This is a genomic window from Streptomyces sp. NPDC046759 (assembly GCF_040645475.1).
Lineage (GTDB): Bacteria > Actinomycetota > Actinomycetes > Streptomycetales > Streptomycetaceae > Streptomyces.
The window spans coordinates 21,941-47,675 of the sequence record NZ_JBEYYJ010000017.1; the positions used below are offsets into that span (position 1 = coordinate 21,941).

Sequence of the window (25,735 nt, forward strand, 5' to 3'; positions counted from 1 at the left end):
GACGTCATGGGCAAGCTGGACGGGCGGGTCGTCGTCGTCACGGGGGCGGCACGCGGACAGGGAGAGCAGGAGGCGCGGCTGTTCAGGGCGGAGGGTGCGCGGGTGGCCGTGGCCGACGTACTCGACGAGCAGGGCAAGGCCCTGGCCGAGGAGATAGGCGCGCTGTACGTCCACCTCGACGTCGGCTCCGAGGAGGGCTGGCGGGAGGCCGTCCGGGCGGTCAAGGACGCGTACGGGCGCATCGACGGACTGGTGAACAACGCCGGCATCCTGCGCTTCAACGCCCTCGTGGACACTCCGCTGGACGAGTTCATGCAGGTCGTGCAGGTCAACCAGGTCGGCTGCTTCCTCGGCATGAAGGCGGTGGCGCCGGAGCTGCCCGACGGCGGCACCATCGTGAACACCGCCTCCTACACGGCCCTGACCGGCATGGCGGCCGTCGGCACCTACGCCGCCACCAAGCACGCCGTGCTGGGGCTGACCCGGGTGGCGGCGCTGGAGCTGGCCGGTCGCGGGATCCGGGTCAACGCCATCTGCCCGGGCGCCGTCGACACCCCGATGTCCAACCCGGCCCGGCTGGACCCGGACGCCGACCCGGAGGAGATGAGCCGGGCCCTGGACGAGCTGTACCGCAAGCTCGTGCCGCTCGGGCGGGTCGGGCGGCCGGAGGAGGTGGCGCGGCTCGCCCTCTTCCTCACCTCGGAGGACTCCTCGTACATCACCGGGCAGCCGTTCGTGATCGACGGCGGATGGCTGGCGGGCGTCACCGTCATCTGACTAACCGTCAGCTATTGACGGTCACGGCGGCCGGTGCGACAGTCGGCCGGCAGGCATCAACTGACGGAGCGTCAGAAATAGCGATCGGAAGACACGCGTCAGAAAACACTGGGACGGTGAACCGCCTTGGAATTCGGGCTCTTTGTACAGGGATATGTGGGCAAGCGCGCCGAGACCGACCCGCTGGCCGAGCACAAGGCACTGATGGAGGAGACCGAGTACGTCATCCAGGCGGACAAGTCCGGCTTCAAGTACGCCTGGGCCTCCGAGCACCACTTCCTGGAGGAGTACTCCCACCTGTCGGCCAACGACGTCTTCCTGGGCTACCTGGCGCACGCGACCGAGCGCATCCACCTCGGCTCCGGGATCTTCAACCCGCTCGCCCAGGTCAACCACCCCGTGAAGGTCGCCGAGAAGGTCGCCATGCTGGACCACCTCAGCGAGGGACGCTTCGAGTTCGGCAGCGGGCGGGGCGCCGGCTCGCACGAGATCCTCGGGTTCATACCGGGGGTGACCGACATGAACCACACCAAGGAGATCTGGGAGGAGACGATCGCCGAGTTCCCGAAGATGTGGCTCCAGGACGAGTACGCCGGCTTCCAGGGCAAGCACTGGCAGCTGCCGCCGCGCAAGGTCCTGCCGAAGCCGTACGGGAAGTCGCACCCGGCGATGTGGTACGCGGCCGGCTCCCCGCCCTCGTACGCCATGGCCGCGAAGAAGGGACTCGGCGTGCTCGGCTTCAGCATCCAGAAGGTGTCCGACATGGAGTGGGTGCTCGAGCAGTACAAGTCGGCGATCGTGAACGCGGAACCCGTCGGGGACTTCGTCAACGACAACGTGATGGTGACGACGACGGCGATCTGCGCGCCCACGCACGCGGAGGCGATCGAGATCGCGGTGAACGGAGGGCTGCACTACCTGCCCTCGCTGGTCTTCCGGTACCACGACACCTTCCCCCGGCCGGAGGGCTTCCCGGTGTGGCCGCAGACGCTGCCCGCGTACACGCCGGAGTTCGTGGAGCTGCTGATCGAGGAGGAGCTGCTGATCTGCGGGGACCCGGACGAGGTGCTGCGGCAGTGCAAGCGCTGGGAGCAGGCGGGCGCCGATCAGCTGAGCTTCGGCCTGCCGGTGGGGGTGCCGAAGGAGGAGACGCTGCAGACGATCCGGCTGATCGGGGAGCAGGTGATTCCGAAGATCGACACGGATCCCGTGCACCGGACCAGCCGGTTCCGGGCGGCTGTGTAAGGGGGCGCCGGGCATGCTGGACCACCTGATCAAGGGCGCCACCGTCGTGGACGGCACCGGCGCCCCCGCCCGCACCGCCGACGTCGGTGTACGGGGCGGCCGCATCGTCGCCGTCGGCGAGATCACCGACGGCGCCCGCACCGTCGAGGACGCGCACGGGCTCGTCCTCGCCCCCGGCTTCGTCGATCCCCACACCCACTACGACGCCCAGCTCTTCTGGGATCCGTACGCGACGCCCTCGCTCAACCACGGGGTCACGACCGTCGCCGCCGGGAACTGCGGGTTCACCCTCGCGCCGCTCAACCCCGCCCGTCCCGAGGACGCCGACTACACCCGCCGGATGATGTCCAAGGTGGAGGGGATGTCCCTGGTGGCGCTGGAGGAGGGTGCGCCCTGGAACTGGCACTCCTTCGGGGAGTACCTGGACGCCCTGGAGGGGCGGATCGCCGTCAACGCCGGTTTCATGGTGGGGCACTGCGCACTGCGCCGGTACGTCATGGGGCCGCGGGCGGCCGGCGGACAGCCCACCGGGGACCAGCTCGGCGCGATGCTCCGCCTGCTGCACGAGGCCATGGACGCCGGGGCCTGGGGGCTGTCCACCACGCAGTCCCGTACCCACTCGGACGGGGACGGGCAGCCGGTGGCTTCCCGGCATGCGAAGCCGGCTGAGCTGCTGGCGCTGTCGAGGGCCGTCGGCGAGCACGAGGGCACGCAGATCGAGGCGATCGTCGCCGGGTGCCTGGACCAGTTCGCCGACGACGAGATCGACCTGCTGGTGGAGATGAGCGCGGTGGCGGGGCGGCCGCTCAACTGGAACGTCCTCACCGTCGACGCGGCCGTCCCCGAGCGGGTGCCGCGGCAGCTGAGCGCGAGCGAACGGGCCCGGAAGGCCGGCGGGCGGGTAGTGGCGCTCACCATGCCGATCCTCACCCCGATGAACATGTCGCTCGGCAGCTTCTGCGCCCTCAACCTCATCCCGGGTTGGGGGCCCGTCCTAGGGCTGCCGGTGCCGGAGCGGATCGCCAGGCTCCGGGACCCGGCCGTCCGGGCGGAGATGCTGCGCCGGGCCCGCTCCGAGGAGGCGGGCGTCTTCCGGCGGCTGGCGCACTTCGGGCGGTACGTCATCGGGGACACCTACAGCGCGGCCAACCGGGGACTGACCGGCCGGGTGGTGCGGGACATCGCCGAGGAGCGTGGGCTGGACCCCTTCGCCTGCCTGGTGGAGATCTGCGCCGACGACGAGCTGCGGACGGTCCTGTGGCCCATGCCGACCGACAACGACCCCGCCTCCTGGGCGCTGCGCGCCGAGACCTGGCAGCACGAGGACGTGCTGCTCGGCGGCTCGGACGCGGGCGCGCATCTGGACCGGATGTGCGGGGCGCCGTACACCACCCGGTTCCTCGGGGACTGTCTGCGCGGCCGGAAGCTGGTCGGGCTGGAGCGGGCGGTGCAGATGCTGACCGACGAACCGGCCCGGCTGTTCGGGCTCAGGGAGCGCGGACGGGTGCAGGAGGGCTGGCACGCGGACCTCGTCCTGTTCGACCCGGAGCGGATCGACGCCGGCCACGCCCGGCTGGTGCACGACCTGCCGGGTGACAGTCCCCGGCTGGACTCCGCGGCGATCGGGGTGCGGGCCGTGTGGGTCAACGGGGTGCAGGCGATCCGGGACGACGTGGTGACCGGCGCCGTACCGGGGAAGGTGCTGCGGTCGGGGACCGACACCCGGACGGTGAGCACACGGTGAGCGGGGCGCAGCGGCTGTTCGTCGGCGGGGAGTGGGTGGAGCCGGACGCCGGGCACTACCCGGTGACCGACCCGGCCACCGAGGAGACTGTCGGCTGGGCGCCGGAAGCGTCGCCGGAGCAGGTGCGGGCGGCCTGCGCGGCGGCCCGTGAGGCGTTCGGGGCGTGGTCGCGGACCCGGCCGGAGGAGCGGGCCGCGGTGCTGGCCCGGGCCGCCGACGTCATCCGGGAACGGACGGGGCCGTACACCGAGCTGGCCCGCGCGGAGACCGGCGCGACCACACCGACCGCCCGGGCGATGCAGGTCGGAGTGGCCGCCGCCCGGTTCCGCCGGTACGCGAGCGTGGAGCCCGCCGAGTGGGCCGTCGTCCCGCAGATCAACGAGGCCGGGCCGATGGGGAAGGCCGGCGTGACGGGCGCCTTGGCCGTACGGCAGCCCGTCGGGGTCGTCACCTGCATCACCTCCTACAACAACCCGTGGGCCAACCCGGCCGGCAAGGTCGCGCCGGCCCTCGCCATGGGCAACACGGTGGTGGTGAAGCCCGCCCCGCAGGATCCGCTGTCCGTCTACCGGATGGCCGAGGCGCTTCAGGCGGCCGGGGTGCCGCCGGGGGTGGTGAACGTCGTCTCCGGGCGGGAGGCGGCCGTGGGCGAGGCGGCGGTGGCCTGCGACGACGTCGACATGGTCAGCTTCACCGGGTCCACGGCCGTCGGCCGGCGGATCGCCGAGGCCTGCGGGCGGGACATGAAACGCCAGCTCATGGAGCTCGGCGGCAAGGGCGCGGCGGTCGTCTTCGACGACGCCGACCTCGGCTCGGCCGTCGCCGGCATCGGCACCACGTTCTCCTTCTACAGCGGCCAGATCTGCACGGCGCCGGCACGGGTGCTGGCCCAGCGCGGGGTGTACGACCGGCTGGTCGCGCAACTCGCCGCGTACGCAGGCAGGTTGAAGATCGGCGATCCACGGGAGGCGGACACGGTCGTCGGACCGGTGATCTCGGCGGAGCACCGGGCCCGGGTCGAGTCGTACGTCGAACTCGGCCGCAAGGAGGGCGCGTCGTTGGTCGCGGGCGGGGAACGGCCGTCGCCCGGGCGGGGGTTCTATGTCGCGCCCACGCTGCTGGCCGACTGCACCAACGACATGCGCGTGGCGAGGGAGGAGATCTTCGGGCCGGTCGTGGTGGTCATCCCCTTCGACGACGAGGAGGAGGCGGTGGCGCTCGCCAACGACTCCGAGTACGGGCTCATCGACTATGTCTGGTCCGGCGACGTGGCCAGGGCCTTCCGGGTGGCCCGGCGGCTGCGGGCCGGGGGCGTGGGCGTGAACACCGTCGGCCGCAACATGGAGGCCCCGTTCGGCGGCTTCAAGAAGAGCGGGGTGGGCCGGGACGTCGGCTCCTACGCGCTGCACGCCTACAGCGAGGTGCAGGCGATCGTGTGGCCGGGGTGAGGCGCACTCCTGGCACGCCCCGCATCCCCCCGGTGTCCGTCAGTTCTCCAGGTCCACCCGGACCGTCAGCAGATCGGTGCCGAACGCCCGTACCGCCACGCTGTTGAGACGGGGCAGGGCACGCAGGCGGGCCACCGGGTCGTCGTCGGGCAGGAGGTGGGCGGTGCCGCGGTGCCAGCGGCCGGCGATGCGGACGCGGACCCGCGGGTCGGCCTGGATGTTGCGCACGTACTGCGACCTGTGACCGAACTCGGAGACCAGCCAGAAGGACTGGCCCACCCGGCGGCCGCCCACCGGTGTCTGCCGGGGCAGGCCGGAGGTGCGGCCGGTCGTCTCCAGCAGGGTCTGGAACGGCAGCCGCCGGTTGAGCGGGTTGGCGAGGTGCCGCTGGAAGGCGGTCACCACGCGGTGCTTGCGGTCTGCGGGGGCTGACATGCCGGTTGCTCTCCTTGTCCGACGGCACGGCGTCGCGGCGGGGACGGTGTGCCGGCCTGGTGCAGGGCGTGTGACTTCTGGATTTTCCGGTGACTGTCGCGTGTTAGCCTCCCCCGCGGCCGTGATCATTTCAACGGGGGAGCCTGATGGGCGCGTCTTCGGGTGGCTGCACGGTCGGGCGACACGGCGACGCTGGAGTCCCTGGGCAAGCTCTACCAGAAGCAGGACCTCGAGGACCTCTGCAGGCGCATCGACAAGGTGGCCGGAAGGGCCTGCCGACCTGGGTCGGCGAGAACGACTTCATCAACGGACACCTGGGCAGGGCAGCGGACAGTGGACTCAACGACGCGTACACCGTGTACCTCCCGACGGCGAAGTGGGCCGCGTCTGCGGCGTCCGGAAAGGGCGGCGGGCGGTGCCGTCGCGGCGGTCGCGCTGCTCATGCTCGCCGCGGGCTGCGGGTCGGGCACCGACGAGCCCGTCCCCGTCGCGAAACCCACCGGCGAACCCCGCATCACCGCGAAGGTCGGGGAGCGCTTCACGCTCACCGTCCACCAGAACGCCTCCGCCCGTGAGCACTGGTACCTGTCCGGCCCCAGGCCCGACGGCGAGGTGGTCCGCGAGCGCGGGCAGCACAGCACCCCGGACTCCGGCGGCAAGCACCTGGCCGGCGCCGGCAGCCGCCTCACCTTCACCTTCGAGGCCACCGGCAAGGGCAGCACCCGGATCGTGCTGACCCACTGCACGTTCGCCACCACCTGCGACGGGGACGGCGGCGGCACCCCGGCCCCGGCGTCGACCGCACCGTACCGGCAGTCCGCGCCGAAGCGCGTCACCTACACCGTCACCGTCCGCTGAGCCGGCCGACACCACCGACACCGGAACATGAACCCCCGTCTCGAACCCCGCCCCTGATCCCCCGGACCGCACCGACGACGAGCCGGCCCGGGTCGACATCTCCGTCCTGCTCCGCTACGGCCGCACCGCACCGCCCGGCCCCCGGCGCACCGCCCTGTCCGGCGACGGCGACGGCGCCGCGGGCGCGGCGGTGCTGCTCGCTGCGACCGGAACGGTCCACCGGCTCGCGACGCCCGGTACGGCACCTCGCCGCGTTGTCGCATCACCCGGGTACATCCAGCACGCGAGCGATGCTCCTCTCGGTCTGCGGCCGCATCGCGCTGGAGTACGGCCTGCGGTTCGACGCGATGCGGCGCGAGTGGGCCGAGTGGGCGGCGGAGCAGCTCACGCAGTCCCGAGGAAGACGGGATTGGTGAAGGCGGCCAGCGGGCCCGGCAACGGCCCGAGCGCCGCCTCGTGGCGCAGCTCGGCGCGTACGTACGCCGCGTAGGAGGGCGTCGTGTGCCACTCGACCGTGCCCGCGCCCGCCACCGGCAGCGGATCACTGGTGAACAGCACCCCCTGGTCGGTGACGAACCGCACCGTGCAGCGCGGGGCCCCCGAGACCTCGAGCCGTACGGTCACCGGGGTGCCGGCGGCCACCTCCAGCCGCTCCCCGATGCCCGCCTGCTGCCCGCGCCCGCCCGTCACCGTGAGGGCGAGGGTGACGTTCTTCGACTCGGCCACGTAACTGCGTCCCGCGCGGAGGCCCTCCTGGATCGCCTCCCGGGTCAGGTCGTCGGCGAGGACGACGGTCTGGGGCATGCCGACCGCGTCCGGGTCGCGGTGCGCGTCACTGTTGCCCATCGCCGGGAGCCAGGGCCGCCCCTGCCGCACGGAGGCGACCAGCAGGTTGTCCCACTCGGCCAGCGTCACCTCGTCGTCCGGGGTGTAGGGGCCGTTCCACACCTCCACGGCGTCCGCCTCGCCGAAGCCGAACTTCCAGCCGCAGCCGACGCAGGTGGCGTGCGGGTGGGCGGGGACGACCAGGCCGCCGGCGTGGCGGACGTCCCGAGCGAAGCGGGCCCAGCGGTTGTCCCGGGCCCGGTAGCGCCAGTCCACGAACGTGCCCGGCTCGGTGCCGAGCGCCAGCACGTGGCCGTTCCGGGTGGTGATCTCCTCGCCGAGCATGATCAGCAGGTCGTCGCCCGCCTGGTCCGCCCAGTGGGGGTGCGCGGAGTGGGTGTTGTGGTCCGAGGAGTTGATGAAGTCCAGGCCCGCCGCCCGTGCGAGGGCCGCGATCTCGGCCGGGGTGCGGCGGCCGTCGGAGTACCAGGAGTGCAGATGGCAGTCGCCCCGGTACCAGGCCCGGCCCCGCCCCTTGGCCCGGGAAGGCGGATACACCGGCCGCGGGGTCTCACCCGCCTCGCCGTAGGTCAGCGTGACGGTCAGCTCGTACGTCAGGCCCTGCGGCGCCACCGTGTAGGGGCCGAGCGCGACGTACCAGGTGCCCTGCCGCACCGGGCCGGGGATGTAGCCGGGCGTCGCGTCGTCGGCGCGGACGAAGAACTCCGTGCGGGCGCCGCCCGACCAGCCTCTGAACCCCCGGCCGCCCAGCTCGGTGCCGCGCTCGTCGAACAGGCCGATGTCGAGGGCGTTGCCCTGGGTGCCGACCGGGACCGAGGGCTTGTCGTAGGTGTAGGAAACCTTGATCTCCCGTACGCCGGCCGGGACTTCGACCGGCACATACACGAAGTCGGGGGAACCGGGCGGCAGGGTGCCGTGCACCGTCCGGGTCTCCTGGCGCTGACCGTCCGCCGCTGCGAAACTCACGCTTCCCAACGTAAGGGCAGCGGCGGCGCCCGTCACGAACAGCGCGCGTCTGCCGATGCCGTGAGCCTGATCGTGCGTGTCTTCACCCATGGTGGTCACCCTTCCAGCCGGGCGTGAACTCCCGTGAAAGAAAAGGGGATTGCGGTGCGACTATGTGACATGCACGCGACGTTCAGGGTCATGGCCGGACAATCCCGACCAGTCGGTATGGACAGGTGAAGACAGGCCCGGTACAGATGGGCCATGCGAATCGCCGTCACCGTCTTCCTGACCGACGAGACCATCGCCCCGGTGCGACTCGCCCGCGAACTCGAGCAGCGCGGCTTCGCCGGCCTCTACCTGCCCGAACACACCCACATCCCGGTGGAGCGCACGACCCCGTACCCCGCCGGCGGCGACCTGCCCCGCGCATACGGCCGCACCCTCGACCCCTTCGTCGCCCTCGGCCAGGCCGCGGCCGTCACCGAGCGCCTCGGTCTGGGCACCGGCATCTCGCTGCCCGCCCAGCACGACCCCATCGCGCTGGCCAAGCAGATCGCCACCCTCGACCATCTGTCCGGCGGCCGCTTCACGTTCGGCCTCGGGTACGGCTGGAACGCGGAGGAGGCCGCCGACCACGGGGTGGACTGGCGCACCCGCCGGGAGCTGGTCCGGGACCGGATGCGGCTCATGCAGGCGCTGTGGTCGGAGGAACCGACCGCCTACGACGGCGAGTTCGGCGGCGTACGGGCCAGTCACGCGCACCCCAAGCCGGTGCGCAAGCCGCGCGGTCCGGTGACCGGCCCGCGCACGCTCGTGGGCGGCGCCGCCGGGCCGAAGCTGTTCGCGCACATCGCCGAGTACGCCGACGGCTGGCTGCCGATCGGCGGCCGGGGCCTCACCGAGTCACTGCCGGTGCTGCGCTCGGCCTGGGCGGACGCGGGCCGCGACCCCTCCGCGCTCCACGTCGTCCCGTACGCGGTCCAGCCCACCCCGGGCAAGCTGGCCCACTATGCCGAGTCGGGCGTCGAGGAGGTCGTACTGCAACTGCCGTCGGCGGGCGAGGCTGAGGTCCTTCGCGCACTGGACGGATACGCCGCGTACGTGTAGGCGGCGGGCGGGGCGGCCGGCCCGCGGGCGCGGGGAACGGCTCGGCCGGCCACGGCGAACCCGTACCCGGCAACCCGCACCGCCTCCCCGGACGCCCCCGACCTCGAGGAACCGGCGGCGTCCAACCGTATGGTTGAGGGATGACGACTTCCGCGGCTCCCGGAACCGGCCCGACCGAGAACTCCATGCGTCGCGCTCTCAAACGCGCCCGGGACGGCGTCGCCCTCGACGTCGCGGAGGCGGCGGTGCTGCTCCAGGCCCGCGGAGAGGCCCTGACGGACCTCGCCGCGTCCGCCGCCCGGGTCCGTGACGCGGGCCTCGAACAGGCGGGCCGTCCCGGTGTCATCACGTACTCGAAGAGTGTCTTCGTCCCCCTCACCCGGCTGTGCCGGGACACATGCCACTACTGCACCTTCGTGACCGTCCCCGGCAAGCTGCGCCGCGCCGGGCACGGGATGTTCATGTCCCCCGACGAGGTCCTCGACATCGCCCGCAGGGGTGCCGCCCTCGGCTGCAAGGAAGCCCTGATCACCCTGGGCGACAAGCCCGAGGACCGCTGGCCGCAAGCGCGCGAGTGGCTGGACGCGCACGGCTATGACGACACGATCGCCTATGTCCGCGCCGTCTCCATCCGCATCCTGGAGGAGACGGGCCTGCTGCCCCACCTCAACCCGGGTGTGATGACGTGGACGGACTTCCAGCGCCTGAAGCCGGTGGCGCCGTCCATGGGCATGATGCTGGAGACGACGGCGACCCGCCTCTGGTCGGAGCCCGGCGGCCCGCACCACGGCTCCCCGGACAAGGAACCGGCCGTACGCCTGCGGGTGCTGGAGGACGCCGGCCGCTCCTCCGTCCCCTTCACCTCCGGCCTGCTCATCGGCATCGGCGAGACGCACGAGGAGCGCGCGGAGTCCCTCTTCGCGCTCCGCAAGGTCTCCCGCGCCTACCACGGCATCCAGGAACTGATCATCCAGAACTTCCGCGCCAAGCCGGACACGGCGATGCGCGGCATGCCGGACGCCGAACTGGACGACCTGGTCGCCACGGTGGCCGTGGCCCGCCACATCATGGGTCCGTCCGCCTGCCTCCAGGCGCCGCCGAACCTGGTCGACTCCGAGTACGAGCGGCTGATCGGCGCCGGCATCGACGACTGGGGCGGGGTGTCGCCCCTGACCATCGACCACGTCAACCCCGAGCGTCCCTGGCCGCAGATCGAGGAGCTGGCCGCGAAGTCGGCCGACGCGGGCTTCGAACTGCGCGAACGCCTCTGCGTCTACCCGGAGTTCGTGCTCCGCGGCGAACCCTGGCTGGACCCGCGGCTGCGCCCGCACGTGAGCGCGCTGGCCGACCCGGCGACCGGCCTGGCCCTGCCGGACGCGGCCGTCGAGGGCCGGCCCTGGCAGGAGCCGGAGGACACCTTCGTCCCCACCGGACGTACGGACCTGCACCGCACCATCGACACCGAGGGCCGCGGCGCCGACCGGCGCGACGACTTCGACGAGGTGTACGGCGACTGGGAGGCACTGCGCGAGGCGGCAGCCCCCGGCATGGCGCCCGAGCGCATCGACACCGATGTGCGCCAGGCCCTGCGCACCGCGGCCGACGACCCGACGAGGCTGACCGACGCCGAGGCCCTGGCCCTCCTCCACGCGGACGGCCCGGCGCTGGACGCGCTGTGCCGGGTCGCCGACGACGTGCGCAGAGCGGCGGTCGGCGACGACGTGACGTACATCGTCACCCGCAACATCAACTTCACCAACGTCTGTTACACCGGCTGCCGCTTCTGCGCCTTCGCCCAGCGCCGCACGGACGCCGACGCCTACACGCTCTCGCTGGAGCAGGTCGCGGACCGCGCCCAGCAGGCCTGGGACGTGGGCGCGGTCGAGGTGTGCATGCAGGGCGGCATCCACCCGGACCTGCCCGGGACGGCGTACTTCGACATCGCGAAGGCGGTGAAGTCCCGCGTTCCCGGCATGCACGTGCACGCCTTCTCCCCGATGGAGGTGGTCAACGGCGCGACCAGGACCGGGATGCCGATCCGAGAGTGGCTCTCCGCCGCCAAGGAGGCCGGGCTGGACTCCATCCCCGGCACGGCGGCGGAGATCCTGGACGACGAGGTCCGCTGGGTGCTGACCAAGGGCAAGCTGCCCGCGGCCACCTGGACGGAGGTGGTGCGGACGGCCCACGAACTGGGCATCCGTTCCTCCTCGACGATGATGTACGGCCACGTCGACCAGCCCCGTCACTGGCTCGGCCACCTGCGCACTCTCGCCGGTATCCAGCGGGAGACGGGGGGCTTCACCGAGTTCGTCACCCTCCCCTTCATCCACACCAACGCCCCGGTGTACCTGGCGGGCATCGCCCGTCCGGGGCCGACGACGAGGGACAACAGGGCGGTGACGGCCATGGCCCGCCTCCTGCTCCACCCCTGGATCCCCAACATCCAGACGAGTTGGGTCAAGCTGGGCGCCGAGGGTGCGGCGGAGATGCTCCGCTCCGGCGCGAACGACCTGGGCGGCACCCTGATGGAGGAGACCATCTCCCGTATGGCGGGCTCGTCGTACGGCTCGTACAAGTCGGTCCGCGACCTGGTGGCCGTGGCCGAGGCGGCAGGCCGCCCGGCGAAGCCGCGCACGACCCTGTACGGCGAGGTGCCGCAGGAGCGCCGGCGCGCGGCGGAGGCCTCCGACGGCCACCTGCCGGAATTGTTGCCGGTCCTGGACTGAGTACGATGATCCGACCCGCGACCCGAGGCGGGGTCCCGTAGCGGAGGAGATGCGTACCCGTGGCTGCCCGACTGCCCTCCTGGGCCTGGGTCACCGGCCTGACGGTGGGCGCGACCGTTGCCGTCGCCGCCCTCGCCGTCCAGGCGGACCACGGGCCGCGTCCCGCGGCCGCCGTGACCAGGCCGAGCCCGTCGGCCTCGGCGAGCGCCCATGTCTCCACCGCGCCGCACTCCCCGGCATCGCCCGCGTTGCCGGACGGCTCCGGCGAGGGCCGCCGGATCGTCTACTCGCTCGGCGAGAAGCGCCTGTGGCTGGTCGACGCGACGGGCAGGGCGACGCGCACGTTCACGGTGTGGCCGGGCACGGTGAGCCCGCAGCCCGGCCGTTACTCGATCATCAAGCGCGGCCGGCCCGTCAAGGGCTCGGACGGCGTGCAGATCGAGCACGTGATGTACTTCACCGTCGTTTCCGGCGTGAACATAGCCTTCTCCAACGCCCTGGACGGCTCTTCGCCGCCGCCGTCGGACGGCAAGAAGCTGGGCGGCATCCGCATGCGCAAGCAGGACGGCGCCGCCCTCTGGGCGTTCGGAGATCAGGGCACCAGGGTGACGGTCGTCACATAGCCGGGTCCTGTGTGCGCCGCGCCGGGAGCTGGTTGACGATCAGGGCGACGCCGCTCAGCAGGAAGATCCGGGTCGCGGCGTCGAGCCCGTTCCAGGCCTTGGACTGCCACATGGAGAACCACTCGCCGCCGATCGCGATGAACCCGGCCCCGAAGAGCAGCAACAGCATCAGCAGCCCGTAGGTGGAGATGCGCCGTGCGAGGTCGTCGTCCCTGCGCCGCGCCCAGAGGTACGTGCCCCAGATCAGGACCAGGGCGGACACCGTCTCCCACGCGATGATCAGGACGTAGGCGGTGTCCTGCAGTGCCGTACTGGTGATGGCCCGCCACATCAGGTCGTCGTCCTTGAAGGTCGTGTCCATCGCCAGCACATGCCGGACGAACTGCTGGTTCGTCCCGAAGTCCGTGATGTTCCCGAAGGCGACGAGGGCGATGTAGAGGGCGAGCATGCCGGTGAGCACACCGGCGGCCAGCGCGAGGCCGGTGTGACGGGAGGGCGCGGTGGTCACGGCCCCGTCGTGACGCGTGGGGGTGGTGGTCATGGCTGGATTCTCCCCGACGAACGGCCGCTTCTCCCACGCGCATTGCGCCAGAATGAGAAGGCGGGCGGCGTTCCCGAGGGGGGCGTGCCGCAGGCGATGGCGGCGATGAGCAGCTCAGCGCCCGGTTCACCAGCCATGACGACGTCCAGCTCACCGGCTGACCGGGGCCTGTCCCGTCACCACCGGCCGGACCTTGGTGAGCATCAGGTCCAGGAACTGGTCCGGGTGCCGGAAGGACGCGAAGTGGCTCGCCCCCCGGATGAGGGCGAAGTCCTTCACAGGGGCCGTGACCGACTCGTAGAAGCGGTGGGCCGGTTCCGGCGGGGTGAGGACGTCGTGCTCGCCCTGGAAGAGGAAGAAGGGCAGGCGAAAGGCGGTGCCTTCGGCGTGTTCGTCGATCGTCGTCGCCTGGGGGCCCAACGCCTCCGAGAAGGTCTGGGCCTTCAGATAGGTGCGCAGGTCGCGCAGGGTGTGGAGCGGGGAGAACCAGAGCGAGCGGATGACGACCGTCTTCATCGTGTCGTAGGTGAGCGGGTCGGTCGTGACCACCGTCTTCGCGTACTCCGCCCACTCGTGCGCGGACCAGGCCGAGGGGTCCGCGCCGATGGCCGCCATCCGTGCCCGTTGCTTCTTCTTCCCCGCCTTCTCCAGCCGGGCCAGCAGTGCCTCGTAGGCGAAGGTGTCCCGCCCCCCGCCGACGATGTTCTGGTCGGTGCCCACGTACGCCGAGTACAGCTCGGGGTGGCTGCGGGCCAGGCGGAGCCCGGTGACCGTGCCGAAGCTGTTGGCGACCAGCAGGACCTGGGCCACGCCCAGGCGGGTGCGGATGTGGTTCGTGACCTCCAGGGCGTCCGCGTGGAGGCGCTCGAGAGTCAGCTCGCCCTGCCCTTCCGGGCCGCCCGCCGCGAAGGTCCTGCCGGCGCCCCGCATGTCCCAGCGGACGATGGTGAAGTGCCGCTCCCAGGCGCGGGTGCGCGGGGTGAAGACGAGGTTGGAGGCGCCGGGGCCGCCGTGGAGCTCCAGGATCACGGGGTTGGCCCGGTCGTCGCCGCGGACGGAGATCCACTGGTCGATGCCGCCGATGCGGACGTAGGAGGACTCGTCGATGCCGTTCGGGGTGGTGATCGCGAGCTTCCTGGCGTGGGCGCGGCGCTTGAGGGCCCGGTAGGTCAGCAGCATGGTGTTCCCCCTAAACTGTTTATGCCATCAGCTGTTCTGACGTGTTTACGGTATATACAGTTCTCGGGTGGAGTCAACGGGCTTCGCCGAAGTCGAGCAGCACTCGGGCAGGAGGGGCCTCGTGGCCGGACGGAACGCCAGGAGCGGCAAGGACCAGCAGGACGGGCCGCGCGACCCGCAGGCGGTGCTCGCGCTGCTGTGGGGCGAACAGGAGCAGCCCACGCGCGGGCCCAAGCCGACGCTGTCCCCGCAGCGCATCGCCGCGGCCGCCGTCGAACTGGCCGATGCCCAGGGGCTGGACGCGGTCTCGATGAGCAAGGTCGCCGCCGGGTTCGGCGTCTCGGCGATGGCGCTCTACCGCTATGTGCCCGGCAAGGCGGAACTGGTGGAGCTGATGATCGAGTCGATGCTCGCCGAGGTCCCCGACCTCTCCGCCGCGGAGGGCGACTGGCGAGCCGGGGTACGGCTGTGGGCCCGCCGGTGCCTGGATCTCTACCGGGCCCACCCCTGGGCGCTGGCGGCCACCGCGATGCGCCGCCAGGTCATGGGCCCGCACCAGCTCGGCTGGCTGGACGCGGCGCACGCGGCGCTGGAACCCACCGGCCTGCCGGCGGCCCAGCGGCACCAGGTCTTCGTCCTGGTCGTCGGCCTGGTGCGCAGCCTCGCCCAGCAGACGGCCGACTTCGACGCGGATCAGGACCGGGAGTGGGACCGCCTCACCGGTGAGGTCCTCGAACGCCACGCGGACCGGTTCCCGGCCCTGACCCGGGCCATCGCCGACGGCGCCTTCGGCCCTGCCGGCACCGACCCGCTCGACTTCGGGCTCGACCGGATCCTCGACGGGGTCGAAGCGCTCGTGGCCGGGCGTCGCGGCTGAGTGGCCGCTCAGTCGTGGCCGGGTGGCCGTGGCGTCGCAGCTGTGTGGTCTTGGCTGAGCGGGAATGACCACTGAAGGGCGATTTGCCCCCGTGAACGGACCGTTCCCCGTCGATTACAGTGCTGAGCGTCGTACGGACGGACGGTGCCGTGGGGAGGTCTGGGTGAGTGCGACATCCGGCGCCGTCTGGGGCCGAGCCGAGCAGCAGGACTTCCGCAGCCGGGTGCGCGGCACCCTGCTCGGGGCCGCCGTGGGCGACGCGCTCGGCGGACCCGCCGATCCGCTGTCCCTGGAGGAGATCCGGGCCGCATACGGCCCCGAGGGCCTGCTCGACCTGGCCTTCGGGCACGGCCGGCGCGGCACGGTCACCCACCACACCCAGCTCACCCTGTTCAGCGTGGACGGGCTGATACGGGCCCAGGTGCGCCGCGACACCGGCGCCTGGCACCCGCCGACCGATCTGCACCGGGCGTATCTGCGCTGGGCGGCCACCCAGCGGGACTGGGGGCCGGACGAGCGCCGCAAGGACGACGGCTGGCTCGCGCGCGAGGAGTGGCTGTACGCCCGCCGGGATCCGACCCGGGCGCTGCTCATCGGGTTCGGCGACGACACCCTGGGCACGCTGGAGTCGCCGAAGAACCCCGGCGAACTGGGGCCGGAGGCGGTGGCCCGGTCGGCTCCCTTCGGGCTGCTGGTCGGCTGGGAGCCGCAGCTCGTCGCGCAGCTGGCGGTGGAGTGCGCGGCCCAGAGCCACGGGCATCCCATCGCCTACCTGTCGGCGGGCGCGTACGCCGTGATCGTGCACGCGCTGGCCCGGGGGGAGAGCCTGGACGGTGCCGTGCAGCGGGCTCTGGCCCTGCTCGCCGCCCGGCCCGGGCACCAGCCCGTCTCGGACGCCCTGCAGCATGCCCTGGGCGCGGTGCGGCAGGGCATTCCGGGCCCGGCACGGGTGGAGGAACTGGCCGGCGACGGTACGGCGGACGGGTTGCTCGCGGCGTCGGTGTACTGCGCGCTGGTGGCGGAGGACGTGCGGCACGGGTTGTGCCTGGCGGTCAACCAGAGTGGTCCCTCGGCGGCGGCGGGGGCTCTGACCGGCGGTCTGCTCGGTGCCCTGCACGGCGAGACGGCCCTCCCGCCGGCCTGGCTGGCCGAGCTGGAGGGCCGTTCCACGGTGCTGGAACTGGCGGACGACTTCGCGATGGAGATGACCCAGGGGCCTGCGTTGCACGGTCCTGCGGGATCGTCGCCCGGGTGGCTGGCCCGCTATCCGAGGGCCTGAGCGAGAGCGCCCCGCAGGGGCGGCGGTGACTGCGCGACCGGTCACGCCGGATCCGCACCCGGCGATGCAGCAGCACCCCTACGGCGCCCCCACCACATCGTCCCCCGCACCCGCCGGCACCGGCACCGCCAACGCCGCGTCCCCGTCCGAGTTGACCTTCTCGATGACGGCGAGGCGCTCCGGGGTGTCCTCCGGCTTCAGGTACCCGAGGACGATGTACAGCACCAGGGACACCGCCAGCGGCACCGAAACCTGGTACTGGAGCGGCACCCCGCCGGAGACGTGCCAGCTGATGGGGTAGTTCACCAGCCAGAACGCCAGCAGGCCCGCCGCCCAGCTGGTCAGCGCCGCCGTGGGGCCGGAGCGGCGGAACGGGCGGAGCAGACCCAGCATCATCGGGATCGCGATCGGGCCCATCAGACCGGCCACCCACTTGATGACGACCGTGATGATGTCCTTGAAGGCGGGTGAGTTGACCTGTGTGGCCACCGCCATGGACAGGGCCAGGAAGACGACCGTCGTGACCCGGGCGGCGACCAGCCCCGACCGCTGACCCCACGCCCGCGCGCGAGCGGAGAGCACCGGCGCCACGTCGCGGGTGAACACCGCGGCGATCGCATTGGCGTCGGAGGAGCACATGGCCATCGTATGGGAGAAGAAGCCGACGACGACCAGGCCCAACAGGCCGTGCGGCAGCAGCTGTTCGGTCATCAGGCCGTAGGAGTCGGAGCCGTCCGGCTTCTGCGCGTGGACCAGCAGCGGTGACATCCACATCGGGAAGAACAGCACCACCGGCCAGATCAGCCACAGGACGGCGGACAGCCGGGCCCCGCGCTCGGCCGCGTGCGCACTGCCCGTCGCCATGTACCGCTGGGCCTGGTTGAGCATGCCGCCGTTGTACTCGAAGAGCTTGATGAAGAGGAAGGCGAGCAGGAACACCGTGCCGTAGGGGCCGACGAGCGGCTTGCCGTGGCCGTGCAGGGCCGGCTGGTTCCAGGCGTCGAGGAGGCCGATGTGCTTGTCGTTCAGCTTCAGGACGACCGCCACGAACATCGAGACGCCGGCCAGCAACTGGATGACGAACTGGCCGAGTTCGGTCAGCGCGTCCGCCCACAGGCCGCCGATCGTGCAGTACACGGCGGTGATCGCACCGGTGATCAGGATGCCCTGGTTCAGGGTGACGCCGGTGAACACCGACAACAGGGTGGCGATCGCCGCCCACTTGGCGCCCACGTCCACGATCTTCAGGAGCATGCCGGACCAGGCGAGCGCCTGCTGGGTGGAGAGGTCGTAACGGCTCTTCAGGTACTCCAGCGGGGAGGCCACATGGAGCCGTGAGCGCAGCCGGTTGATGCGGGGCGCGAACAGCTTCGACCCGATGGCGATGCCGAGCGCGATGGGGAAGGACCAGGTGACGAAGGAGGTGACGCCGTAGGTGTAGGCGATGCCCGCGTACCCGGTGAACATGACCGCGCTGTAGCCCGACATGTGGTGCGAGATGCCGGACAGCCACCAGGGCATCTTGCCGCCGGCCGTGAAGAAGTCGGAGACGTTGTCCACGCGCTTGTGCGACCAGACGCCGATCGCGACCATCACACCGAAGTAGCCGATGAGTACGGCCCAGTCGAGACTGTTCATGTGCTCGATCGTGGGTGCGGCCACATGAACACGACAAGCGAGTGTAAGGTCAAGTCAAAGTAAAGATGTTCGTCTTGATGACTGCTGTTCAGTCACATGAACAGGTGCCGTGGTGGCGCCGGTTGGGTCAGCGCATCAGCTCTCCCGCGTTGACCAGCAACGACTGCCCGGTGACGGCCCGCGCCCGGTCCGAGGACAGGAACACCGCCGCGTCCGCCACGTCCCCGTCCGTCGCCAGCTCCGGCAGCGCCATCCGCTCCGTCAGCCGCCCCAGCACCTCGGCCTCCGTCACCCCTTCCGTCTGCGCGGTGAACCGCACGTAGGCCTGGACCGGCGGCCCCCACATCCAGCCCGGCAGCACGGTGTTGACCCGGATCCGGTACGGTCCGAGCTCGCGCGCCAGCGAGTACATCGCGCTGGTCAACGCCCCCTTCGACGCGGCGTAGGCCGCCTGTTTCACCTGTGAGGGCGCGGCGACGGCCGACTGCGTCCCGATGAACACCACGGAACCGCCGCCGGCCGCCTTCAGGGCCGGCAGGCAGGCCCGGGTCATCCGCAGCGTGCCGAGCAGGTTCACGTCGACGACCGACCGCCAGGTCGCGAAGTCCGCGTCCTCCAGGCCGCCGAGACAGGAGTCCCACGCGGCGACATGCACCACCGCGTCGACGCCGCCGAACCGCTCCCGCGCCAACTGCGCCAGCGCCGCGCACTGGCCCTCGTCGGTGATGTCCGTCGCCCGGTACGCCGTACTCCTGCCGTCCGGGTCGATCTCGTAAGCACTCTTGGCGAGGTTCGCCTCGGTGCGCGCGCCGAGCACCGCGTTCCCCCCGTCCCGTACGACGGCCGCCGCGACCTGGTGGCCCAGCCCGGCGCCCACTCCCGAGACGACGACGGTCTTGCCGGTGAGCAGTGACATGGGGCCTCCCGGGCTCTGGCGCTTCATCTGACGGAGCGTCAGAGTATGGGGGGCCGGTGCAGGACGGAAGGGGACGGAAGGGGAAGCGCATGAGCGAGGACACCCGCAGCGAGACGTACGGCGAACTGGCCGCCGTGGGTCCGTACGGCGTCCGCCCGGGCCACGCCCTGATCACCATGGTCGAGCCGCACCCCGGACACGAGTACGCCTACAACCGCTGGTACGAGGACGACCACTACTACGCCGGCGCGATGGCCATGCCCTGGATGTACGCGGGCCGCCGCTGGGTGGCGACCCGGGATCTGCAGTTCCTGCGGTACCCCGAGAAGTCGGCCGTCGCCCAGCCCGTCACCGCGGGCTGCTACCTCTCCACCTACTGGATCACCGACGGCCGTTACGACGACCACATGAAGTGGACCGTCGCCATCAACCGGCGGCTCAACCGCGACGCCCGCGTCCACCACGACCGCACCCACGTCTTCACGGCCTTCCAGGACCACGAGACGACGGTGTACCGCGACGGCGCTGCGGGCCCCCGGGACTTCCACGCCCTCGACCACCCCTACGCCGGGCTGGTGCTGGAGGTGATCGACAGCGAGTCGGCCGAGCAGCGTGAGGAGCTGACCCGGTGGCTGCGCGAGCGGCATCTGCCGAAGCGGCTGTCCGGCTCCCCGGCCGCGATGGTCACCGTGTTCCGGCCCACCCCGCTGCCCGGCGACCGCATGACCTACGTCAAGCAGGTGGAGGGGGTCGGCACCCGCCTGACCCTGCTGTGGTTCCTGGAGGCGGACCCGCGCGCGTGCTGGACCGGGCACTGCACGGGGCTGGACGCGGACGTGGCGGACTCCGGTCTCGGCAGGGTGGAGCTGGTGGCGCCGTTCATCCCGACGATTCCGGGCACGGACACCTACGTGGACCGGCTCCGCTGAGGGTCACGGCGCCTTCAGCTCGTCCGGGCAGGGCGTGCCCCTGGGCAGCTGGTACGGCGCCGCCAGCCGGTAGGTGCCGGGCCTCGGCGCCAGCAGCATCGTCCACTTGTCGCCCTTGGCGTCCTCCGGCGTCTCCATCAGGCACCCGTTGACGTTGTCGTACGACTTCGGCGTGCCGTCGGCCCGGTGCCTGGACGCCTCCGTCTCCTGCGGCGCCTTCACGCTCTTGCCGTGCTCGTCCACGATGCTCAGCCACGGCGAGTACGGGATCCTGATCAGGATCCGCCCGGCCTTGCGCACCTGGAGCGTCATCTCGCCCTGCCCGGCGCGGTCCACCACGGCGTCGGGCTCGGCGAGCGGCGCGGGATCGGTGACCCGGAACAGCTGCCAGTTGGCGTCGCCCCAGACCTGCTTCAGATAGGGCATTCCGCGCTGGAGCAGCTGCCGCTCGCGCTCACCGCCGTCGCCGTCCGGGTTGTCCTTCGGCAGCACGACGAAGTGCACGGCCCAGCGCTGCAGCCACTCGTGGTAGTTCGCCGAGTTGAGGGTGTCGTCGTAGAAGAGGGGGTTGCGCTCCATGTCGGCCTGCCGGTTCCAGCCCCGTGCCAGGTTGACGTACGGCGCGAGCGCGGAGGCCTCGCGGTGCGAGCGCGCCGGGACCACCTCGACGCGGCCCTTCTCCGCGCCCGCCTTCTGCAACTGGTGCACGAGCGGGGCCAGCTCCCGGGCCCAGGACGCGGCCGGGGTCGTGTGCACGATGTCGTCGACCGACTTGTAGCCGATCCAGCCGGCGAAACCGAGGAGCGCCAGCACGGTCGTGTACCACCTGCGGGACTTCCGCACGGTGAACGGCAGCGTGGCCACCAGCGTCGCACCCGCGAACAGCATCGGCAGCCGGGAGATGTTCGACCCGATCTGCGAGCTGATCAGCCACACCAGGACCACGCTGACGCTGTAGACGGCGGCGCTCAGCCGGACCGTCACCCACTGCCGGGGAACGAGGAACAGGCACAGCAGTCCGTACGTCAGGGGCAGGATCACCGAGCCGATCGTCATCGGCTGGGTGCCGGAGAAGGGGAAGAGGAAGTACGAGGCGGCGACCACGACCGTCGGGGCGAGACCCAGCGCCCAGGCGCCCGGCCGCCGCTTCTGCAGGAACAGCGCGACCGCCACCAGGCCGACGAACAGCCCCGAGACGGGGGAGGCCATGGTGGACAGACCGGCCAGCGGGGCGGCCACCGCCGCCTTCGCCCAGCGTTTGTGCCGCCACCGGTACGGCCAGCAGAAGACGGCCGCGACGGCGCCGAGCGCGAACATCGTGCCCAGCCCGAAGGTCACCCGGCCCGAGATCGCGTTGCACAGCAGCGCGACCACGCCGGCGAGCGACACCCACAGCGGGTTCTTCACCGCACGGCTGCGAATCAGGATCATGGTCAGCAGACCGGCCGACACCGTGCCGGCGATCATCATCGACGTACGCACGCCGAGGACGGCCATCAGATACGGCGACACCACGCTGTACGAGACGGGGTGCATGCCGCCGTACCAGGCGAGGTTGTACGCCGAGTCGGGGTGCCGGCCGACGAACTCCGCCCAGGCGTCCTGCGCCGCGAGATCACCACCGCTGTTCGCAAACGTGAAGAACCAGGCGATGTGCAGGAGACCCGCGAGAGTCGTTATGGACAGGGCGGGGTGCTTGAGCAGCCGCTGCCGCAGAGGTTCTGCGGCGGTGAGGAGACGTGCGAACCAGCGCGGGTCGGGGCGTACGCCGGGGCGGCCGGGGCGATCACCGTCCGTACGGCCGTCCGGGTGATCGGTGCCATCCTCCGGGGCAGCCGTGGACAGGCGTATTCGCGGGCCGGATCCCGGGCCCGGATCGGCGTCGTCGGCGCGTGTCGGCTCCGCTGTGGCCACCTGAGGCACTCCCCGTGTCCCGTCCTTTGTTCTCGGCCGTGTTCCACGCTGTTCCCGGCCGCTTCCCGTCCAGTTCGCGGCCGTGTCCCGTGACCGGCGACCTGCCCCGATTCGTGACGCTAGCACGCACCCCGCCACGAGGCCCCCGGGTGGGGCTCCGTGACGGGGTGCGCGGGTCGGGCGGCCGGCGGTGCGAGCCGCCCGGACGTCAGCCCAGACGGGTCAGCTTGGCGCCGAAGCCGGGCTCCGCCAGGTCCTTCTGCAGGACCACCGGCACCTTGACGGCACCGGCCGAACCGTCACCCACGGTGAGCGAGCCGACCCGGGTGCCGGCCTTCGCGGTGTGCGGCACCTTGCCGGAGGCGAAGGACAGCTTCACCTTCAGCCCCGACCAGCCGGGCGCGACGACGTCCTGGGTGACCACGACCGGTGTGCGGCCGCCGAGCTGGTCGTCCACATAGCCGACCACCTCACCCTTCTTCAGGATCTTCGCCGAGGTCAGCGCGTCCTGGGCGGCGAGCAGCGCGGTCTTGCTGACCGTGTTCACCGTGTCGAGGATCGACGGTCCCCGGTGCTGGCCGAGGATCGCGCCGACGATCGTCACCGTCTGCCCGCCGACCGATTTGCGGGAGGCGAAGAGCAGGTTGCCGCCGGCCGCGGTGGTGCTGCCGGTCTTGATGCCGATCGCGCCCATCTGGAACGGCAGCTTGTTCCAGTTGGGCCAGTTGTGGCCGGTGGGGTCCGTCCAGCTGGCCGCGCTGGTGATGGCGACCAGGGCCGGGTTCTTCACGACCACACGGCCGAGCTTCACCTGGTCCTGCGCCGTGGAGACGGTGGTCTCCTTCAGGCCCGAGGGGTCGGTGTACGTCGTGCGGGTCATCCCCAGCTCCTTGGCGGCGGCGTTCATCTTCTCGACGAACGCCGCCTCCGAGCCCGCGTCCCAGCGCGCCAGGAGCCGGGCGATGTTGTTGGCGGAGGGGATCATGACGGCCGACAGGGCCTGCTTCTCGGTGATGCGGTCACCGGCGTGGAGGGTGTTGACGGTGGACTCGCCGCTCTTGCTGTAGCCGCCCTCCTTCTCCGCCTGGGCGTCGACCGTGATCTTCGGGCCCTCCTGGCCCGGCTTCAGCGGGTGGTCCCGCAGGATGAGGTACGAGGTCATGGTCTTGGCGACCGAGCCGATGGCCACGGGGGTCTGCTTGCCGAAGTGCCCCATCGTGCCGATGCCGTCGCCGTCCATCCAGCCCTGGCCCTCGCCCGGCCACGACAGGTTCACCGCGCCGCCGCCGAAGGTGTAGCTGTCCTTGGCGGAGAGCGCGAGGGCGGAGGACGGCAACGGGCGCACCGCCTGTACGACCGCGAAGATGATCGCCAGCAGCAGGACCAGCGGCGTCCAGATCTTGAACCGGCGCACGATCGTGCGGACCGGCGTCTCCGGGGGCGGGGGCGTGTTCGTCAGCTCCGCCAGGAGGTCCAGCGGGGGCTTCGGGGGGAGCGGCTGCTGGGTGGTGCGCTCGGGGCCCACCTGGGGGACGGGGGTGGTGACGTCCGCCTTGGCGGGCGCCGGCTTCGGGGAGAGGTCGTTCTTGAGCGCGACGAACTTGCTGGTGCGCTCCGGGTCGGACTCGGGGGCGCCGGGTTTGCCGCCGAGCTTGAGCATGGTCGTCGGCTGATCGACCTGCGGGTCCGTCTTGGGTTTTATGGCCTTGAAGACGGTGGTGGGCTGGTCGACGGCGGCCTGCGGGTCCTTTGCCTGCGGCGCCTCGGCGGGGGTGTCCTCCGCCTCCGGCTCCGCCTCGGCTTCGTCTTCGGCGTCCGTGTTCCCGCCCGCAGCACCCGTGCGGCTCTCGTCGTCGGCCGCGGCCGGCCCCTGTGGGGCGTCCTCGCCGTCGGCGGCCTCGGGCTCGTCCCCGGCCTCCGCCGCGTCGGTCTCCGCCGCCTCGGTCTCCGCAGCGCCGGTCTCTGCCGTCCCCTGCGTCTTCTCCGGCTCCGAGGTCGTCTCGGCCTCGGCGTCGTCCTTTGCCTCAGCAACGTCATCGTCGGCCTCGGCCTCGGCCGCAGCGTCGCTGTCGGCCTCGGTGTCGGCCGAGTCCCCGTCAGCCTCGGAGTCGGCCTCGGAGTTCGCCTCGGCCTCGTTGTCCGTGCCGGAGGCCGCCTCGGCGTGCGTCTCCGTACCCGCGTCAGCCTTCCCGTCGCCGTCGCCGTCGCCGTCGCTGTCGCCGTCCTCGGCCTTGCCGTCCTCCGGCTCGGCGTCCTCCGGCTCGGCCTCGCCGTCAGACGTCGCCCGGGAGCCGGCGTCAGACGCCCCCTCGGAGTCGGCGGGGGCGGCGCCGCGCACCCAGGCCGAGACCGCGTCGCGGAGGGCGACGTCCTCCGAAGGGGTCTCCTCGGCGGGGGCCTTCGCGTCCCGGACCGACAGAATCTTCGTCGCGGTGTCCACGCCGCCGGGCGAGGAATCCTTTTCCCGGGAGACCGCGAGGCGCGGATCACGTGCCTCGGGAACCGGACCCGCGCTCCCCGACGTCGGTTCTGCCGACGACTCGCGCTGCTTCGACCTGTCGGGGGACTCGCCCGCCACCGATGCCTCCTCCATGCGCCGCACGCCTACGCGCGCGCCCTGTCCGAACCATGTACCAGTGTCCTGTGTGAGGGCTTGGCCCCTGCGGTAGACGAGAACGACATACCTACCGGTTCCCTCACGAACCGGTCACGCACCCTCGACAGACCAATGTGAGAGGGGTCACCCTGTCATTCATCCACGCGGGGAGGCATGGATGGGCAGGAGCCGCAGAACACTTCCGGAGGAGCTTCTGCTGCTGGCACTGGACCCGACCACGGGTACCACTGCGCAGCCGCAGTCGCTCGACCTCGGTCTGGCCGGTGCACAGCTAGTGGAGCTGGCGCTGGCCGGACGGATAGCCCCAGACGGGGATCGTATCGCCGTGGTGGTGCCACGGCCGACAGGAGATCCGACTCTGGACTGCGCGTTGGAGTTGCTGCGAAGGCGTGGCGCTCCCGTACGTGCCGTCCACTGGATCGGCGGGCCCCGGCTGGGGCTCCGTCAGACGTACCTCTCGCATCTGGAGCGGTGTGGCATGGTCGCCGCCGTGCCCGGCCAGATGTGCGGGGTGCTGCCGACGACGCGCTATCAGGCGACGGACACCGCCATCAGCCGGGAGATCCGCTCCAGGCTGGATTCCGCGATCCGCACCGGCGTACCGCCGGACCCGCGGACCGCGGCACTCGCCGCCCTGGCGCACGCCGTCGGACTCGGCAAGCACCTGTATCCGGGGAACGAGGGACGGTCGTCCCGGTCCCGGTTGCGGGATCTGATCCGGCACGACCCCATGGGCGGTCTTGTCGCTCACGCCGTGATGGACGTGCAGAGCGGTGCCGCCGCACAGCCGCGCCGGGGCACCGCCGCCGTCGGCGGGCGGCAGGGTGTGGCCGGTGCCAGGTCCGCGGCGGAACCCGCGCGCGGGGTTCCGATGCAGCCGCACCGCGGGTCCATGGCGCGCGCCGTGGCCCATTGAGTCGTAACCCCGGTCCCCCCAGGCCCGGTTCGGGAGCCGCTGGTCAGAGCGGGGCGACGAGATCCTCGGGATCTCGCCGTCCCGCTCGACTGCGTGCACGGCGCCCCCTCGGACGGCGAGCCGTGGCGAACTGACGCGTACGCGCCGCATATCCACCATTTCCCAGCGGTAG

The 25,735-nt window shown here is 71.7% G+C and carries 20 protein-coding genes; 12 read left to right on the forward strand and 8 right to left on the reverse strand.

All coding sequences use genetic code 11. The features are described 5' to 3' along the window. Nucleotides 1–6 precede the first annotated feature (6 nt). From ABZ919_RS22775 to ABZ919_RS22790, 4 genes are all read left to right on the forward strand, one after another. A complete protein-coding gene (locus tag ABZ919_RS22775; protein ID WP_361250694.1) occupies nucleotides 7–777 on the forward strand; it encodes an SDR family oxidoreductase in 771 nt (256 codons plus the stop codon). 126 nt (nucleotides 778–903) lie between these two features. Then, nucleotides 904–2,022, forward strand: coding sequence for an LLM class flavin-dependent oxidoreductase (locus ABZ919_RS22780; RefSeq protein ID WP_361250697.1), 1,119 nt, complete (start codon nucleotides 904–906; stop codon nucleotides 2,020–2,022). A gap of 13 nt (nucleotides 2,023–2,035) precedes the next feature. After that, nucleotides 2,036–3,766 (forward strand): D-aminoacylase, encoded by a 1,731-nt coding sequence (locus tag ABZ919_RS22785; protein WP_361250699.1) that lies wholly within the window; start codon nucleotides 2,036–2,038, stop codon nucleotides 3,764–3,766. After that, the gene (locus ABZ919_RS22790) at nucleotides 3,763–5,214 is read left to right on the forward strand and encodes an aldehyde dehydrogenase family protein (protein WP_361250701.1); all 1,452 of its coding nucleotides are present in this window, start codon (nucleotides 3,763–3,765) and stop codon (nucleotides 5,212–5,214) included. The genes ABZ919_RS22785 and ABZ919_RS22790 overlap by 4 nt, the downstream gene beginning before the upstream one ends. A gap of 39 nt (nucleotides 5,215–5,253) precedes the next feature. Here the strand turns inward: ABZ919_RS22790 and ABZ919_RS22795 are convergent, their stop codons facing one another. Then, nucleotides 5,254–5,649: a nitroreductase/quinone reductase family protein gene (locus ABZ919_RS22795; protein WP_361250703.1), complete on the reverse strand. Its 396-nt coding sequence runs from the start codon at nucleotides 5,647–5,649 to the stop codon at nucleotides 5,254–5,256. 441 nt (nucleotides 5,650–6,090) lie between these two features. On the opposite strand from ABZ919_RS22795, the gene ABZ919_RS22800 reads away from it, so the two are divergent. Continuing rightward, nucleotides 6,091–6,507 carry a protease inhibitor I42 family protein gene (locus ABZ919_RS22800; protein ID WP_361250706.1) on the forward strand — a complete coding sequence of 139 codons (417 nt, stop codon included), beginning with the start codon at nucleotides 6,091–6,093 and terminating at the stop codon, nucleotides 6,505–6,507. A gap of 384 nt (nucleotides 6,508–6,891) precedes the next feature. On the opposite strand, the gene ABZ919_RS22805 is transcribed toward ABZ919_RS22800, so the two are convergent. Then, nucleotides 6,892–8,409, reverse strand: a complete 1,518-nt coding sequence (locus ABZ919_RS22805) for a CehA/McbA family metallohydrolase (RefSeq protein WP_361250709.1) — start codon at nucleotides 8,407–8,409, stop codon at nucleotides 6,892–6,894. A gap of 153 nt (nucleotides 8,410–8,562) precedes the next feature. Here ABZ919_RS22805 and ABZ919_RS22810 point away from each other — a divergent pair, with 153 nt between their 5' ends. From ABZ919_RS22810 to ABZ919_RS22820, 3 genes are all read left to right on the forward strand, one after another. Then, nucleotides 8,563–9,408: an LLM class F420-dependent oxidoreductase gene (locus tag ABZ919_RS22810; protein ID WP_361250712.1), complete on the forward strand. Its 846-nt coding sequence runs from the start codon at nucleotides 8,563–8,565 to the stop codon at nucleotides 9,406–9,408. Nucleotides 9,409–9,548: 140 nt separating this feature from the next. Then, entirely contained in the window at nucleotides 9,549–12,134 is a 2,586-nt protein-coding gene (locus ABZ919_RS22815) for a bifunctional FO biosynthesis protein CofGH (protein WP_361250715.1), read from the forward strand. A 59-nt stretch (nucleotides 12,135–12,193) separates the two neighbouring features. Further along, nucleotides 12,194–12,757 carry a L,D-transpeptidase gene (locus tag ABZ919_RS22820; RefSeq protein WP_361250718.1) on the forward strand — a complete coding sequence of 188 codons (564 nt, stop codon included), beginning with the start codon at nucleotides 12,194–12,196 and terminating at the stop codon, nucleotides 12,755–12,757. Here the strand turns inward: ABZ919_RS22820 and ABZ919_RS22825 are convergent. Further along, nucleotides 12,750–13,298 carry a DUF2165 domain-containing protein gene (locus tag ABZ919_RS22825; RefSeq protein ID WP_361250721.1) on the reverse strand — a complete coding sequence of 183 codons (549 nt, stop codon included), beginning with the start codon at nucleotides 13,296–13,298 and terminating at the stop codon, nucleotides 12,750–12,752. The two genes, ABZ919_RS22820 and ABZ919_RS22825, sit on opposite strands and share 8 nt — an antisense overlap. Before the next feature lie 150 nt (nucleotides 13,299–13,448). Then, nucleotides 13,449–14,477 (reverse strand): alpha/beta hydrolase, encoded by a 1,029-nt coding sequence (locus ABZ919_RS22830; RefSeq protein ID WP_361250724.1) that lies wholly within the window; start codon nucleotides 14,475–14,477, stop codon nucleotides 13,449–13,451. A gap of 67 nt (nucleotides 14,478–14,544) precedes the next feature. Here ABZ919_RS22830 and ABZ919_RS22835 point away from each other — a divergent pair, with 67 nt between their 5' ends. Further along, nucleotides 14,545–15,354 (forward strand): TetR/AcrR family transcriptional regulator, encoded by an 810-nt coding sequence (locus tag ABZ919_RS22835; protein ID WP_361250726.1) that lies wholly within the window; start codon nucleotides 14,545–14,547, stop codon nucleotides 15,352–15,354. A gap of 163 nt (nucleotides 15,355–15,517) precedes the next feature. Beyond that, the gene (locus ABZ919_RS22840) at nucleotides 15,518–16,633 is read left to right on the forward strand and encodes an ADP-ribosylglycohydrolase family protein (RefSeq protein ID WP_361250729.1); all 1,116 of its coding nucleotides are present in this window, start codon (nucleotides 15,518–15,520) and stop codon (nucleotides 16,631–16,633) included. A 78-nt stretch (nucleotides 16,634–16,711) separates the two neighbouring features. Here the strand turns inward: ABZ919_RS22840 and ABZ919_RS22845 are convergent, their stop codons facing one another. Both ABZ919_RS22845 and ABZ919_RS22850 read right to left on the reverse strand, forming a co-directional pair. After that, the gene (locus tag ABZ919_RS22845; protein ID WP_361250732.1) at nucleotides 16,712–18,271 is read right to left on the reverse strand and encodes a sodium:solute symporter family protein; all 1,560 of its coding nucleotides are present in this window, start codon (nucleotides 18,269–18,271) and stop codon (nucleotides 16,712–16,714) included. Nucleotides 18,272–18,398: 127 nt separating this feature from the next. Further along, nucleotides 18,399–19,187, reverse strand: coding sequence for an SDR family oxidoreductase (locus tag ABZ919_RS22850; protein ID WP_361250735.1), 789 nt, complete (start codon nucleotides 19,185–19,187; stop codon nucleotides 18,399–18,401). An 89-nt stretch (nucleotides 19,188–19,276) separates the two neighbouring features. On the opposite strand from ABZ919_RS22850, the gene ABZ919_RS22855 reads away from it, so the two are divergent. Beyond that, nucleotides 19,277–20,116 (forward strand): hypothetical protein, encoded by an 840-nt coding sequence (locus tag ABZ919_RS22855; protein ID WP_361250737.1) that lies wholly within the window; start codon nucleotides 19,277–19,279, stop codon nucleotides 20,114–20,116. Between the two features lie 3 nt (nucleotides 20,117–20,119). Here the strand turns inward: ABZ919_RS22855 and ABZ919_RS22860 are convergent, their stop codons facing one another. Together ABZ919_RS22860 and ABZ919_RS22865 are read right to left on the reverse strand one after the other, a co-directional pair. After that, entirely contained in the window at nucleotides 20,120–22,030 is a 1,911-nt protein-coding gene (locus tag ABZ919_RS22860) for an MFS transporter (protein ID WP_361250740.1), read from the reverse strand. A 208-nt stretch (nucleotides 22,031–22,238) separates the two neighbouring features. Next, nucleotides 22,239–24,623 (reverse strand): D-alanyl-D-alanine carboxypeptidase, encoded by a 2,385-nt coding sequence (locus ABZ919_RS22865; protein WP_361250742.1) that lies wholly within the window; start codon nucleotides 24,621–24,623, stop codon nucleotides 22,239–22,241. Between the two features lie 181 nt (nucleotides 24,624–24,804). Here ABZ919_RS22865 and ABZ919_RS22870 point away from each other — a divergent pair, with 181 nt between their 5' ends. After that, the gene (locus tag ABZ919_RS22870) at nucleotides 24,805–25,563 is read left to right on the forward strand and encodes a GPP34 family phosphoprotein (protein WP_361250745.1); all 759 of its coding nucleotides are present in this window, start codon (nucleotides 24,805–24,807) and stop codon (nucleotides 25,561–25,563) included. Nucleotides 25,564–25,735: the final 172 nt, after the last annotated feature.

Excerpts from the sequence above, each read along its gene's own strand:
- ABZ919_RS22775 (WP_361250694.1), top strand. The coding sequence starts at position 7 with ATGGGCAAGCTGGACGGGCGGGTCGTCGTCGTCACGGGGGCGGCACGC.
- ABZ919_RS22785 (WP_361250699.1), top strand. The coding sequence starts at position 2,036 with ATGCTGGACCACCTGATCAAGGGCGCCACCGTCGTGGACGGCACCGGC.
- ABZ919_RS22795 (WP_361250703.1), bottom strand. The coding sequence starts at position 5,649 with ATGTCAGCCCCCGCAGACCGCAAGCACCGCGTGGTGACCGCCTTCCAG.
- ABZ919_RS22800 (WP_361250706.1), top strand. The coding sequence starts at position 6,091 with ATGCTCGCCGCGGGCTGCGGGTCGGGCACCGACGAGCCCGTCCCCGTC.
- ABZ919_RS22805 (WP_361250709.1), bottom strand. The coding sequence starts at position 8,409 with ATGGGTGAAGACACGCACGATCAGGCTCACGGCATCGGCAGACGCGCG.
- ABZ919_RS22810 (WP_361250712.1), top strand. The coding sequence starts at position 8,563 with ATGCGAATCGCCGTCACCGTCTTCCTGACCGACGAGACCATCGCCCCG.
- ABZ919_RS22815 (WP_361250715.1), top strand. The coding sequence starts at position 9,549 with ATGACGACTTCCGCGGCTCCCGGAACCGGCCCGACCGAGAACTCCATG.
- ABZ919_RS22825 (WP_361250721.1), bottom strand. The coding sequence starts at position 13,298 with ATGACCACCACCCCCACGCGTCACGACGGGGCCGTGACCACCGCGCCC.
- ABZ919_RS22830 (WP_361250724.1), bottom strand. The coding sequence starts at position 14,477 with ATGCTGCTGACCTACCGGGCCCTCAAGCGCCGCGCCCACGCCAGGAAG.
- ABZ919_RS22845 (WP_361250732.1), bottom strand. The coding sequence starts at position 18,271 with ATGAACAGTCTCGACTGGGCCGTACTCATCGGCTACTTCGGTGTGATG.
- ABZ919_RS22850 (WP_361250735.1), bottom strand. The coding sequence starts at position 19,187 with ATGTCACTGCTCACCGGCAAGACCGTCGTCGTCTCGGGAGTGGGCGCC.
- ABZ919_RS22855 (WP_361250737.1), top strand. The coding sequence starts at position 19,277 with ATGAGCGAGGACACCCGCAGCGAGACGTACGGCGAACTGGCCGCCGTG.
- ABZ919_RS22865 (WP_361250742.1), bottom strand. The coding sequence starts at position 24,623 with ATGGAGGAGGCATCGGTGGCGGGCGAGTCCCCCGACAGGTCGAAGCAG.
- ABZ919_RS22870 (WP_361250745.1), top strand. The coding sequence starts at position 24,805 with ATGGGCAGGAGCCGCAGAACACTTCCGGAGGAGCTTCTGCTGCTGGCA.